This is a genomic window from Butyricimonas faecalis (assembly GCF_003991565.1).
GTDB classification, from domain to species: Bacteria; Bacteroidota; Bacteroidia; order Bacteroidales; family Marinifilaceae; genus Butyricimonas; species Butyricimonas faecalis.
Map to the genome: position 1 here is coordinate 3,754,610 of NZ_CP032819.1, position 13,788 is coordinate 3,768,397.

16 protein-coding genes are annotated in these 13,788 nt (G+C 53.4%); all 16 read left to right on the top strand.

The genetic code is table 11. The annotated features are described in order from the left end of the window. Window positions 1-50 precede the first annotated feature (50 nt). The 16 genes from D8S85_RS16240 to D8S85_RS16315 all read left to right on the top strand — a co-directional run bounded on the left by D8S85_RS16240 (window position 51) and on the right by D8S85_RS16315 (window position 13,725). A complete protein-coding gene (locus D8S85_RS16240; protein ID WP_008672743.1) occupies window positions 51-668 on the top strand; it encodes an RNA polymerase sigma factor in 618 nt (205 codons plus the stop codon). Beyond that, entirely contained in the window at window positions 646-1,263 is a 618-nt protein-coding gene (locus D8S85_RS16245) for a hypothetical protein (protein WP_008672745.1), read from the top strand. Before D8S85_RS16240 ends, D8S85_RS16245 begins: the two co-directional genes overlap by 23 nt. Beyond that, window positions 1,260-2,615, top strand: coding sequence for a DnaB-like helicase C-terminal domain-containing protein (locus tag D8S85_RS16250; RefSeq protein WP_004293560.1), 1,356 nt, complete (start codon window positions 1,260-1,262; stop codon window positions 2,613-2,615). Before D8S85_RS16245 ends, D8S85_RS16250 begins: the two co-directional genes overlap by 4 nt. 634 nt (window positions 2,616-3,249) lie before the next feature. Continuing rightward, the gene (locus tag D8S85_RS16260) at window positions 3,250-4,290 is read left to right on the top strand and encodes a toprim domain-containing protein (RefSeq protein ID WP_004293559.1); all 1,041 of its coding nucleotides are present in this window, start codon (window positions 3,250-3,252) and stop codon (window positions 4,288-4,290) included. Between the two features lie 182 nt (window positions 4,291-4,472). Beyond that, window positions 4,473-6,044 carry a PHP domain-containing protein gene (locus D8S85_RS16265; protein ID WP_228423355.1) on the top strand — a complete coding sequence of 524 codons (1,572 nt, stop codon included), beginning with the start codon at window positions 4,473-4,475 and terminating at the stop codon, window positions 6,042-6,044. Then, the gene (locus tag D8S85_RS16270) at window positions 6,010-6,777 is read left to right on the top strand and encodes a DNA-methyltransferase (RefSeq protein ID WP_009316563.1); all 768 of its coding nucleotides are present in this window, start codon (window positions 6,010-6,012) and stop codon (window positions 6,775-6,777) included. The genes D8S85_RS16265 and D8S85_RS16270 overlap by 35 nt, the downstream gene beginning before the upstream one ends. Continuing rightward, complete coding sequence (locus tag D8S85_RS16275) at window positions 6,770-7,312, top strand: HNH endonuclease (RefSeq protein ID WP_004322855.1); 543 nt, start codon at window positions 6,770-6,772, stop codon at window positions 7,310-7,312. The genes D8S85_RS16270 and D8S85_RS16275 overlap by 8 nt, the downstream gene beginning before the upstream one ends. Continuing rightward, window positions 7,309-9,486, top strand: coding sequence for a helix-hairpin-helix domain-containing protein (locus D8S85_RS16280; RefSeq protein WP_009316564.1), 2,178 nt, complete (start codon window positions 7,309-7,311; stop codon window positions 9,484-9,486). Before D8S85_RS16275 ends, D8S85_RS16280 begins: the two co-directional genes overlap by 4 nt. A 6-nt stretch (window positions 9,487-9,492) precedes the next feature. After that, window positions 9,493-10,260, top strand: coding sequence for a 3'-5' exonuclease (locus D8S85_RS16285; RefSeq protein WP_127075384.1), 768 nt, complete (start codon window positions 9,493-9,495; stop codon window positions 10,258-10,260). Then, window positions 10,257-10,616, top strand: coding sequence for a hypothetical protein (locus tag D8S85_RS16290; RefSeq protein WP_009316565.1), 360 nt, complete (start codon window positions 10,257-10,259; stop codon window positions 10,614-10,616). Before D8S85_RS16285 ends, D8S85_RS16290 begins: the two co-directional genes overlap by 4 nt. Further along, entirely contained in the window at window positions 10,585-11,106 is a 522-nt protein-coding gene (locus tag D8S85_RS16295) for a hypothetical protein (protein WP_127075386.1), read from the top strand. Before D8S85_RS16290 ends, D8S85_RS16295 begins: the two co-directional genes overlap by 32 nt. Continuing rightward, entirely contained in the window at window positions 11,087-11,245 is a 159-nt protein-coding gene (locus D8S85_RS21580; protein WP_165859739.1) for a hypothetical protein, read from the top strand. The genes D8S85_RS16295 and D8S85_RS21580 overlap by 20 nt, the downstream gene beginning before the upstream one ends. A 3-nt stretch (window positions 11,246-11,248) precedes the next feature. After that, window positions 11,249-11,548, top strand: coding sequence for a hypothetical protein (locus tag D8S85_RS16300; RefSeq protein WP_004322861.1), 300 nt, complete (start codon window positions 11,249-11,251; stop codon window positions 11,546-11,548). A 22-nt stretch (window positions 11,549-11,570) separates the two neighbouring features. Continuing rightward, window positions 11,571-11,777 (top strand): hypothetical protein, encoded by a 207-nt coding sequence (locus tag D8S85_RS16305; protein WP_008860768.1) that lies wholly within the window; start codon window positions 11,571-11,573, stop codon window positions 11,775-11,777. After that, window positions 11,770-12,363: a DUF6549 family protein gene (locus D8S85_RS16310; RefSeq protein WP_118944683.1), complete on the top strand. Its 594-nt coding sequence runs from the start codon at window positions 11,770-11,772 to the stop codon at window positions 12,361-12,363. Before D8S85_RS16305 ends, D8S85_RS16310 begins: the two co-directional genes overlap by 8 nt. Before the next feature lie 153 nt (window positions 12,364-12,516). Beyond that, window positions 12,517-13,725 (top strand): site-specific integrase, encoded by a 1,209-nt coding sequence (locus tag D8S85_RS16315; RefSeq protein ID WP_008860766.1) that lies wholly within the window; start codon window positions 12,517-12,519, stop codon window positions 13,723-13,725. Window positions 13,726-13,788: the final 63 nt, after the last annotated feature.

Sequence of the window (13,788 nt, forward strand, 5' to 3'; positions counted from 1 at the left end):
GACAGATTAGGACATGAGATTCATTATCAACCTTTTCAGTCAGTGGAAACGTGGAAAAGAAAGATGTGTTTATTGCGGTTCTCCAGCCTGAAGACGAATCCGCGAGACAGAGGGCGGAACTTCTCAGAAAATATGTGATGCCGCACAAGAATCTGATATACAGCATTTGTATCAAATATACCTATAACCAGGAGGACATCGAGGACAACTACCTCGAGGCGTTGGCCAACTTCTTCAAGTATATGGACAGTTATGACCCGGCCCGTCCGGTAAAGACCTGGATCTATGCCGTGACCAAACGGCTTGTGGCGGACCTGAACAACCGCAACAGGAACCGCATGCCCCCGGACGACAATATCGACATTTCGGAAATATCCTCTTCGCTGTCGGATGAGGACGAACCGTCGGGAAACAGCATGGGGATGGACAACTACCGCGAGTTCTATAACGATGACATCCTCTGGGCACTGGACCGGCTCAAACCGATTTACCGGGAAGCCCTGCTCTTGCAGCAGGCTGGTTACAAACTCGGGGAAATCATGGAAATCACCTATAACAACGGTACTTTGCAGACCAGGAACGTAGAAACGGTAAAAAGCCGCATCTTCCTAGCCAAGACGCAGCTGCGCAAACTATTGACACGCGATGGAGAGAAAAGAATGGATTGACGGATGCCGGAGGCTCTTTACACGGCTGGTCCGCACCACGGTGTGGGCGGATTTTGTGTTCCCTACCGGCGGCAAGTCGGACAGGCAGCTCGGGATGTGTTTCGACGGCTTGTGCCGGGAGGTCGTCTCCGTCAGTGCGGAACGCCTGTCCGACTTCTGTATCTGCCAGACATATGCCATTTCCGGATATGATACCGCGTATCGCAGGAAATGGAACGTCTCCCATTCATTCGGAAAGAAAGCCATCGGCCGCTATCTCCGCTCGGGAAAGGAACGCCGCTACCGGGAGGACCGGTGGCTGAAGAGTTTCGGGCTGTCACGGCATGATTTGGCGCGGGCAGTGGAAGACCGCCGCAGCCATCCGTTCGGGCGTTTTATTTATCCGGAATACGAGGAGACGACCAAGCGGCGACTGCTCTCCACCGAAGCGGGATATCTCGTCTGTGCGCTCTCCACGCTGATGTGGACGCCTTTCTCCCCGTCATGCTCAAAATGTGCGAAAGCGGAGCCATGCCGCAGAAGGACACAGGCGCGCTATCCGGAACTGTACCGTATCCGCTGTGAGGCGTGGCGGAAAAAGGAGGCGAAGCCATGAGTGCCGTCAATCCGCTCAGTGCCGAGTTCCTGTATGAACTCTATGCCACGGCGCTCAGACAGGAACCGTTGTGTGCTGTCCTAGCCCGGCATATGCGTAAGGAATACCTGCCGGACCGTTCGTTCCAGCAGGTACAGGAGGCGATAGCCGTACACTTCAAGACATACAAGACACCGCCGTCGTATGCCGTGCTGGCACAGACCTTCCATGAGGATTACGACGCCATCGAGCTGATAGACACTTTCCGGGAGTATGACGAGGGACAGAGTGCCGAGGTGATGACCGACATGCTGGAGTCCTACATCAAGGGGGTCCGGTTGCAGTCGGTCTATGCGGAGGTCGGGAAACTGTATAACGAGAACAAACAGGACAAGGCGGAGAAGACTCTTCGGGAATATGCCGAGTGGCTGGCAGGGTTCACGCTGAAGAGTTCCTCGTTCGTCGATGTGGCCGCGACTTTCAAGGAGCGTTTCGAGAGGAACCGCCGGCGCGAGGAGGAAGAGGAACGCTCGGCCGCCCCTCGTGTGTCCCGCTTCTACATCCCGTATCTGGATGCGCTCAATGCCGGACGTAACCTGCGAGGTCAGCTGACCTGTTTCCTGGCCAGCACAGGCGTGGGAAAGTCGCACATCGCCAAATGGATCGGTGTCAGGGCGGACATCGATGACGGGCTGCATGTGCTGCATTTCCAGCTGGAAGGTTCGGAAGAAGAGGCGTTGAACGCCTATTCCGGCGGACTGATTTCCAGGAACGCCTACTATTACGAGCGGGGAAAGATTTCGGATACGGAGATGAGACATCTGGAAAAACTGGTCGCCTCGTATGCCGGAAGCATCACGGTGCGCAGTTACCCGCGTTTCAATGCCCAGGTCTCGACACTCGACATCAAGAACGGCATTTCGGAATACAGGAAGCTCAAAGGATATAATCCGGACATCGTGATTGTGGATTCGATGGACTTGCTGACGGATGCCAACCGCCGTTCATGGGGAGCCGACCATGAACGGGCGAAGCGTATCGCGGTGGCTAATGACCTGAAGGACCTGGCGGCGGACGAAAAGGTATGGATGGTGGTGACTTACCAGTCTACCATCGAAGACCGGGAGTGGCTGAATGACGAGCGGAACGTGCTGACCGAGTACAACTGTTCGGAGGCCAAAGGTCTGGCCCGCCCGTGCACGCACCTTGTTTCGCTCAACCAGTCATCGGCTGAAAGAAAGGAGAACGTTATGCGCCTGCACGTGGCCAAAAGCCGGTTCTTCAAGAAAGGAGACACTATCAGGATTGCCACCGACTACGACAATGAGGTGTTCTATGACGGGCAGAGGACACTGAATCTGAACAGGGAATAAAAAGCCATCGATCCGGATGCGGCGTGTCGGTGGCTTTTTGACTTGTAACGACTGGAATGTTGAGAATATATGGCAGCTTACATGCGTAAAACCAATTCCGGACAGATACGATTTTTATTGTATGCCCTTTGTATTCCGCCATATCGTCCGTTCCCCATGTTATCAACAGCAGGTTTTCACATTTCAATTCCTCTGCCGCCTCCAAGACTTTCAGTTTCCGCTCACGGGTCTTGGCGTTCGAGATATCATACGACCTTTGTTCGAGGAAAGTTCGAATGACCTCGCAAATACAAATCCGTTATTTGTAGTAATTGGAAAACGATACTTTTCATTCAGTATGTTTATTGTACTGCACAAAAAATACGCTTTTTTTATGTAGAGAGTGATCATTTTAGAAAAGTACATCTCTACACCTGATAATCAGCCAATGCTGATTATCAATCTCCTTATTTATATATTGTTTTATCGATTAGACAAAAGCAGTCATTTTTTGTCCAGCCGGGAAGACAATTTCTCTTTTCCTTTGGGTGGAAAGACCTTCCATGATTCTGCCGGTCTATTTTTATTGGGCTAATCCGGATTCTTTTTCCAAACATTTCAAACCAACCTGTAGCGGTCACGACTATACCTTAATATGGAACTGTCGGTACAGGAATATCAATATCTGGTTTCGGAGATAACCCGCGAGACGGGTGCCAAACGGGACGGGAGCGGTAAGAACCTTATCGTTCCGCGCTGCCCGTTCTGCGGAAAGTCGGGCGGTAAGTTCGGTATCTACATCGGCAAGGCGACTGCCCACCGCCGGCCTTTCATGGCCCACTGCTTCTCCTGCGGGGCATCCACCCGTACATTGGAGCAACTTCTGGCGGCTATCGGTCGCATGGACCTGATGGTTTTGCAGACAGCTGACATTGCCGCACCGTTGAACCTGCACCTGCTGGAGAAGGACGAGGCGGAAGAAATAGACGACGAACTGGTGCCGGTCGAATTGCCGGACTTTTACAAGCGCACTTTCCGGCATCCGTATTTGCAGCGGCGCGGCTTCTGTTTCGACGATTACGAGTATTTCCCGGTCGGGATAACCGGCAGGCTCAATCCGCGCTACGCGGACTATGTCGTCTTTCCGGTCATCGATGACTGTACGGTTGTCGGCTATGTCTCCCGCCATACCTGGCCGAAAGAGGATATAGACGCCCACAACCGCAAGACCAGACATAGCGGCGGGTACAAGATCCTGCGTTACCGGAACTCCACGGAAAACGACTTTTCCAGACTCCTTTATAACTACGATGCCGTCCGTATGGATGAAACCGATACGGTCATCCTCGCGGAAGGTATTTTCGATGTCATCGCCCTGACCCGCAGACTCGAACTCTATGACAATTCCCATGTCGCAGCCGTGGCCACTTTCGGAAAGAAAATATCCGATGTACAGATCTACAAGCTGCAATCGAAAGGCGTCAGAACCGTAGTCATCGGTTACGATGGTGATGCCGTCGAGTCGGTAAAGCGGACGGCTGAACGGCTGAAACCCTATTTCGAGGTTTTCATCGCGGACATTGCTGATGCCGCCAAAGACTGGGACGAACTCACGGAAGCGGAAATCTACGGGATTTTCGCCTGCCGCCTGCTGTCCGTCCTTGAATACAAACTCAAAAAAGTACAGGAAAGATGATACAGGAACTTTTCTCATGGCTCGATGCACAACGGATAACCTATATCCCGGTCGATACGGAAGTGGTGGATATTCCCGGCTTCGGGCGGCTTTTCACGGCCGACCTGTCGGGAGTGGAATCCATCTTCCGCGGCGACGGGGACAAGCTCGTGTTCAACCTGATGGAAAGTCCGGATGTGCTGATGGAAGAAGGAATCTTCCATGTGGCCTTCCCGTTCGGCAGGAACTGGTACTACTATGACCTGCGGGAAGAATTCCGTTTCAACCTGCTGAAATATATCGGCCGGCCCAAGCCTCCGGTACATGATGTACCTTTCGTGAACCTCGGCATCCATACCTCCTACGAGCTGCTGAACGCCTGCTGCTCGCCGGAAGATTTGTGCCGCAAGGCGAAATGGCTCGGGCATACGGCTGTCGGCATCTGCGACCGCAATACAATGGCCGCCACGCTGAACCTTCAGAAGGAGTGCGCCAATACCGGGCTGAAACATATATTCGGCTACTCGCTGACAATGATGCACGAAGAAGAACGTGTCGGGCTGAAGATTTATGCCTTGGATAACGAGGGGCTGCATAATCTGCTGCGCATCCAACGGGCCGTCATGGTCGATTCGGAAGACAACACCCTCCGCTATGAACAGCTGCTGATGTATGCCGCAGGTTGTGTGGTGGTTTTCGCCATCCGTTCCGTCTACTGGATGGCCGGACACCCCAAACAGGTGAAGCGTATCCGGAAAGGTGCCGAAGCGGTCTATTACCAGGTCGACGCCAACGAATACAAGGCGGACCGCATCGACAGGGAGCAACTAGAAGCCCTGAAATATTATTTCGGCAACTGTTATGATGCCGACACGGATTCATTTACAGTAGAACCAGTCCTGATTCCGGACTGCTACTACATGGACAAGGACGATGCAGGGTACAGAATCGTGGTGAACAAGATTGCCACGGGAGCCGCCCATGAACAGAGCGATGACCAGTATTTCAAGACAGCGGATGAATTGTATGACACGCTCCGTCCTCTGTTCTCCGGGCAATGGGACTTCGATTCCCTGTTTAGGCGCATGTGCCGTCCCACGGTGGAGATTGCCGGACGTGCGGACGCCTCATTCGAGACCGGGCGAATGTTCATGCCGGAATACCGTATGCGACCGGAAGAGCGGGAACGGTATGGTGACCGCCGTACGATGTTCCTCCGACTGCTTGACGACGGGCTGGACCGGAAAGTGCCGGAACCGGAGCGGGAACGCTATCGGGAACGGCTGGACGAGGAAGTCTATATCATTGAATCGACCGACAATGTGGACTATTTCCTGGTGCAGTGGGATATGGTGCGGGAGGCGCACCGGAGAGGCATCGCAACTGGTATAGGTCGCGGTTCCGCCGGGGGCTCGCTGGTTTCCTACTTGCTTGGCATAACCTCCATCGACCCGCTGAAATACGACCTTATCTTCTCGCGCTTCCTCGTGCCGGAACGCTGCGGGCTCAGCTGGAAAGACGAACTGACGGTGCTTGCCCCGGACATCACACTCGGCAAGGGCGAACGCTATGTGGAGATGGAATCTGAAGGCAAGACTTACCGTCTGTGCACGGATGCCCGGATGCGGGTAATCCGTAACGGAGAAGAGCGGACGATATACGCAGATGAATTGATGTGTGGCGACGAAATCCTTTTTGACCGCCGAGATTGCTTGTGGAACCTAAAGGAACTCGAAACCCATGAATCCGACCTACGAACACCACCGTCCCTATGACGGTTGCGACCTTTACCGGGGCGATGCACTCGATGTGCTGCCCCTGCTGGCTGAAGAAGGCATCACTGCCGACATGGTATTGTCAGACCCTCCATACGGTACGACACATTGTCGATGGGACGCCGTGATAGACATCCCCGGGATGTGGAATGCTGTACAGGGCATATCCAGACCTGACACTCCCGTACTGCTGTTCTGCCAGCATCCTTTTACGAGCCTGCTGGGCAGCTCCAATCTCCGCAGGCTGCGGTATGCCTGGGTATGGGAGAAGACGCAGGCGACAGGCTTCCTAAACGCCAGGCGTATGCCGATGAAGGCGCACGAGGACATTCTGGTCTTTTACGACAGGTTGCCGAAGTATCATCCGATCAAGACGGACGGGCACAAGCGCAAGGTCGTGATGGCCGAACATCAGCGGAAATGCGATGCCGGCGAGATATACCGGAAGCACGATAATTTCCGGGATTACATATCCACGGAACGCTATCCGCGCAGTGTGCTGAAATTCAAGACGGACAAGCAGCTCTCCTGCCTGCACGCGACACAGAAACCTGTCGCCCTGCTGGAATACCTGATACGCACCTACACCGACGAAGGAGACATCGTCCTCGACTTTGCGATGGGCAGCGGCAGTACAGCCGTGGCCTGCCGGAATACGGGACGCCGGTTCATCGGCGTGGAGATAGACCTGGGAATTTTTCAGACAGCACTAAACCGTATAACCCATGGCTGACACCCGGGAAATCTGGGTGGATATCAAGAACTATGAAGGAAAGTACAAGATCAGCAACCTCGGGCGTGTCAAGAGTCTGGAACGGCAAGTTTCGCATGACGGTATCACCTGGACACAACCCGAACGTATCATGTGTCATTGGTGTGGGACGACTTCGCTCTATGACTGTGTCCGACTCTACAAGGGCGGTGTCGGAAAGAAGTTCTCCGTGCACCGTCTGGTGGCACAGCACTTCCTGCCCGACTGGAATCCGGGACTGGAGGTGAACCATATCGACGGGAACCGCGACAACAACCGTGCGGATAACCTGGAAATGTGTACGCACCAGCGGAATATGGAACATGCCATAGCGGGTGGCCTCAAACGGGATTACGGCGAGAAAAGCGTGAACGCCAAACTGACCAACGGGCAGGCGGAAGAGATACGGGTGAGGTATTCCTCCGGCCAGGCTTCCCAGAACAGCCTGGCAAAACAGTACGGTGTCAGCCGCCAGACGGTAAGCGCGATAATACGATACAAGAAATATATCAGATGAAAGTAACACATATAAGAATCAGGAAAGCAGACGGACCGCTGACGGTCATGGATGCCTTTGTGGACAAAGGACTGACAGAAGGCGGCCACGCTTCGCTGCCGGACATAGATGTCGACTATGCCTCCGACCGGCGGCAGGAGATCAAGGATTACCTGGAAGAACGGTACAACGCGGACGGCCGCCAGCGTGTCTTTTCCGCCGGCACCTTTACCACGATGAAACTGAAAGCCGCCTTGAAGGACGTGGCACGCGTACACCGCGTGCCTCACTCCATCGTGAACTATATTACCGCCATGATAGATGACGGCACGGACTGGACAGGACTGTTCAGACAGGCTGCCTTCAACAGAAAACTTCGGGACTTTATCCAGACCTATCCGCTGGTCATCGAGGACGTGCAAGGATTGCTCGGACAGCCCAAAGCGGCCTCCATACACGCCTCGGCCATCGTTGTCACACCGGACACGCGGGACGGCAGGCCCGCCGAATGCTTCGATTTCCTGCCGGTCCGTAAGATGGACGGGGCACTGGTATCGGAGTTCGACGGCTATTCGGTCGATGAGATCGGATTGTTGAAGGAGGATGTGCTGGCGACAAAGGAACTTGCCAAACTGAGTGCCGTCATCGCGTTGGTCAACCGGAATTTCGGGCAGGAACTTACTATCGGGCGTATTACGCAGGATATGCTGGAAGACGGGAAGACCTACCGACTGCTCTCGGACGGCAACACGCAGAATGTGTTCCAGTTCTCTTCGCCGGGCATTACCCGGTTTATCCAGGATGTACAGCCGGAGTGTATCGAGGACCTGATCGCCATCAATGCCCTGTACCGTCCCGCCACACTCGACATCGGTGCCACCGATGATTATGTCCGTTTCAGGCGTGGCGAAGTGGCCCCGGTCTATAACTACGGCTGTTATGAAGCAACGAAGAACACTTTCGGAATCATGGTCTACCAGGAGCAGTTCATGTCCGTTGCTCATACGCTCGGGGGATTCGACCTCGGGAAGACCGACTATCTGCGCAAGGCCATAGGAAAGAAGAAAGCCGACCTGATGGCCACGCTGAAGGCGGATTTCATTGCCGGAGCCGTCGGGAACGGATGCCCGGACTATGAGGCGGAGGAAATCTGGCACAAGATAGAGGTAGCCGGGAAATATTCGTTCAACCGTTCCCATGCCGCGGCATACGCCCTTACAGCCTATTGCGGGGCATGGCTCAAGGCCAATTACCCCTCGGCATTCTACACGGTGGCATTGCAATGGGCGGACGACAAGGAGATTCCTTCGTTGATGGCGGAGATGGAACGCTGCTCGTCGGCCAAGATCGTGCCGCCGGACATCAACCGCTCCGGGACGGAGTTCTTCACCGACTATGCCACCGATGAAATCTTCTGGTCGCTTACCCGTATCAAACAGGTCGGTGTCAAGACAGTGGAATACATCGTCACGGAACGCGACCGGGGCGGGGCATATACCGGTATCGAGAACTTCATCCACCGCATATTCCGTTACAAACTCAAGAAATACAGTTACTGGGACGACCCCGACAACGCGGAAGAGGCCGTGAAAGTCCCCGTGAACGCCCGGCATGTCAAGCACATGATCCTTGCCGGATGCTTCGACCGTATCGAAAAAGTCGGGGCGGTTACCGAACGCTGCGCGCTGCTCGAACGCGCAGCACGGGAACTGGGATTCTCCCTTTCTGAAAAAGACTTCCCGCAGGACATGCGCGGGCGGCATTTCTTCTGGTCGCAGCAGCAGATTGCCGTGTCGGGCATAGGCAGCATCGATTATCGCCGCATCTTCAACAATTCGGAAGCCCGCAGGCAGGTCAAGGGAAAAGCCTCTTACCTGACCCTGGACGAGGTGGCACGGGACGAGAACGACGGCAGGCGTGCGACTGTCTGCGCCACGGTGGTGGATGTAACCGAACATACCTACAAGGACAGGGAGACGGGAAGCCGGAAGCGTTTCGCCAAGCTGACACTCTCCCAGAACAACCGTCTGGCGGAATGTGTATGCTGGAACGACTATTACATGGAACACCACACCGTGATCCAGTCGCTCAAAGACCGGGTGGTCATCCTCACTGCCGTCATCCGTTACAGCGACTACAACGGATGCAATACATTACAGACCTATAGGAACTCATTGTTATTCATTCAATCCTGAAAAGATATGGCACCCAAGACAGAACAGAAGATATATGTAGGCATCGGGCTGGACTTCGAGACCGGAGGGCTGGACTGCCGTGAATGCGCCTGTACACAGATCGCCCTGCAAGCCGTCCGTTTCGACACATGGCAGGTATTCGACCGCTATCAGGCGTATATCGCCCCCTACGGGAAACAGGACGCGGGGCTTCCCCGACGCAAGGTGTTGCGTACCCGCCATGAACAGGCGAAAGAACCGGAATATGTCCCGATGAAGTACGAACAGACGGCATTGGACTATTCCGCCATTACCATGGAGATGCTGCGCACACAGGGTGTGGACATGAAGAAAGTCGCCGGAGAAGTCATCGCCTTCGCCAAACGCAGCACCCTCTCGAAGGGCTATCAGTGCAAGCCCGTGCTGGTCGGACAGAACATCGCTTTCGATATCGGATTCCTGCAACAGCTGATGAACTATGCCGGACTGGCCGCCGAGTTTGAAAAGACCTTTTCCGGTACCAAGGACTATTACGGCAACTTCCAGCCGCACTACATCGACACGCTTGTCATGGGACGGTTGGCTTTTGTCGCTGATCCGGAGGTTACTTCGTATAAACTGGAACTGGTAGCCTCAAAATTGGGGGTGGAACTGGACGATGCCCACGATGCGGCTGCGGATGTGACGGCCACGCTTGACATCCTGGGGGTCTATACCTCCCGTCTGCGCCAGACGGAAGGAGCGGCAATCGCTACACAGAAGAAAGAGAAAACCCGTAAATATTTCAAGATATGAGTATGGACACGAATAAGGAAGCCCAAGGCATTGACCGGGAACAGATTCCCGAGACCATTACATTCCGTACGGCGGACCGGATGACCTACGGGGCGCTGGGCTATGACGGGAACGAACTGATGGCGTTCATATCGGGCTACGACCTGGAAATCAAGTTCAACCTGCGGCTCATCAACTCGCTAGCGGATGCGGAGGCGTGTGCCGATGCGTTGGCCCAGGTATTCTATGACGCATTAATGGAGCAGTTGCTCAATGAAAAGGCGGATTTTGTAAAACCTCCGGGATACAAACCCGCTACTCTTTCAGAAAAGGAAGGAAGAACCGATGTCAGACAAGATAACGAACACGCAGGATAGGCCGGAAGAGAAACCGCTCACAGAACAGGAGCTGCAATTCTGCAACCTCTATGTGAACGGCGGGCTGGAATATGCCGGACGGCCGAAAAAATGCTTTGTGGAGGTATTCGGTAAGGATACGGTGAAGAATCCGTATGCTTCAGCCAATTACCTGATGAACAAACCGCATGTGCTGGCACATATCAAGGCATTACTCTCCTCGGAACGGTTCGAGATGGAGACGATGGCCGTAAAGTTGCAGGTGACCGAGACCCTCAAGGCCGTCATGGACGAGACGGCCACTTCGGACTATACCGACCGTTTCGGAGTGCCGCTCTCTCCGGCACCGCTCAGGGCCGTATCGGTCAATGCCGCCAAGGCACTGATGGATATCTTCCCCATCAGGCACAAGGAGGAGAACCGCCTGCGTATCGAAGGCAGCGACGGCAATGTTATCTTCAATGTAATCGTACCCCAAAATCCTGTAAAAGATGGCGAAGCGGAAACGTAAAATCACTAAGGAAGAAATCGCCTGGTGGGTCTATCTGGCGATGATGATCGCGCTTGTCATCTATGGGTTCCGGGATAGTGCGGCAGCCGAGGCTCTGCTGAGGGCTATCAGGGACGCATTCTCACTTTTAATGGAATAAGATATGGAACAACTCAAAGAATTTGTAATGAAGTACTTCAAGATCATTGTCGTGGTACTCTCGTTCTCGCTGACACTGTACATACAGCATGTCAACAACACCGCCCAAATTGCAGAACTGGAAACCAAATGTATCGGTTTGGAAGTGGAAATCAAGAACCAGTATGACCGTATCAACGCCATGAAGCTGGACAAGTCCGTGTTCGAGGCAACCATGATGCAGCTCAACACGGTACAGAATGACCTGCACGAAATCCGTGCCGATATCCGTGAACTTCTCAAATGTCAGGGAACGCACAAGTAAAAACATCGTGGAAAGACCAGTTATGAAAAAGAATGCATACGTTACCATCATCGCTTCGCCTGAACTCTCCGAAATGAGGTTGGACGAACTGGTCGGCCGCCGTGGACTGGTCGTTGAAGACCTCCCGCAGAACCGAAAAAAGAACCGGGGCGGCCTTGTATTGTTGGAAGAAATCTATATGGATGAATTTCTGTGGTTCATCCCCGAAGAATCAGTATCATATGAGTAGATTAAACAGAATACTTCTGGCAACGGTGTTGCTGCTCTGTAGCATCCTCTGGCTGCAGCACCGGAGGACAATACGCCTCACGGAAGAACGCGACCGATTCCGCATGAACAGCACCGCACTGCTTTCCGATGTGAAGCGGATGCAGATCGATTCAGCGACGATGGTCCTCGATGCCAAGGCATTGCGGCTGACTATAGATGAGTATAAAGAGTTCCGTGCCAAGGATGCCGAGACCATCGAAAGGCTAGGCGTGAAAATCAGGAACCTCGAAGCGGCTGCACGGCATGAAGTCGAAGTGAAAGCCCCGATAGATGCCGCCATCCGCGACACGCTCATTATCCGTGATACCGTTCCACTGCTGCGGCAGAAGGTGGAGATGGTTACACCGTATATCCAACTTACCGGGTTGATCGAGAACAAACGGCTCAAAGGCGACATCAAAGTTCCGGTAACCCTCAATCAGGCGGTTTGGGTAGAATACAAGGGATGGTGGTTCTGGAAGCGTGTAAAGGCTATCCATCAGTCCATTTCCAGTGACAACCCGTATGTGGAAATCAGGTATTCGGAATATATACGCATACAGTGAAAGAACATGTGTCTTTTATATGTGAAAAGTTCCTGTGACGTCGGTGCGCCAAGGGACTTTTTGCTTTTAAATGTGTTAAAGGCAGATGAATATTCATGCAATGGTTTCCCCGGGATTAGTTTTCAGGTGAAAAATTAAATAACAGATATATTCATGGCAACAATAAAAGTTAAATTCCGGGCCTCTTCCGTCGAGATGAAGGAAGGCTCGCTCTACTATCAAGTGATTCACAACCGTCTGGCAAGACAAGTGCATACCGGCTACAAGCTTTTTCCCTCGGAATGGGATGCCGGCATTTCCGAGATCGTGATGGATTCCGGCACGGAAGGGGGGCGCAGGAATTACCTGCTCTCCGTGAAGACCGCCTTGGCAGATGACTTGTCCCGTTTCAGAAGCATCATCGCACGGCTCGAACGTTCCGACGTAATGTATACCGCCGACAAGGTGGTGGAACTGTTTTCCTCCCCGGCTGACTGCGGCGGGTTTGTCTCTTTTGCACGGCAGCTCATAAAGGAGTTGAAACAGATAGGGAAAAGGCGTACGGCTGAGACGTATACGACCGTGCTGAACAGTTTCCTGCGGTTTCGTGGCGAACGTGACCTTCTGTTCGGGGAGGTGGACTCCAACCTGATGGTGGAATACGAGACCTTTCTGAAAGGGTGCGACGTTTGCCCGAACTCCTCCTCTTTTTACATGCGTAACCTGCGTGCCATTTACAACCGTGCGGTGGAACGGGAACTGACCGTGCAGCGTTACCCGTTCAGGCATGTCTACACGGGCGTGGACAAAACGGTCAAACGCGCCGTTCCGCTGAAAGTGATCCGCCAGATACGGGATCTGGACCTGACACTCAGTCCCATGCTGGATTACGCGAAAGACCTGTTCCTTTTCTCTTTCTATACAAGGGGAATGTCATTTGTGGATATGGCTTACCTGAAAAAGAAAGATTTACAGAATGGAGTTCTGGCCTACCGTCGCCAGAAGACGGGACAACAGCTCTTTATCAGGTGGGAGAAGCCCATGCAGGAGATCATCGACAAGTACGACACGTCCGGGACTCCTTATCTGTTGCCGATCATACGGGACATGAAAGAGGATGCCCGAAAACAATACAAGAGCGAGGCGCATCGGGAAAATCAGAGTTTGAAGAAAATCGGTAAACTTTTGGGGTTGGCCATACCACTGACGAGCTATGTGGCCCGCCATAGCTGGGCAAGTATCGCCAAAAGCAAGAATATTCCTATCGCTACCATCAGCGAGGCGATGGGACACGATTCCGAGAACACCACCCGTATCTATCTCGCTTCACTCGACACTACGGTGGTGGACAAGGCGAACAGTTTGATTCTGAAATCACTGTAATAGAAAATCGCGTAAGTGCATCCGTTTATATGGCCATTAAACCGTTCTTTGACCAAGTTCGGT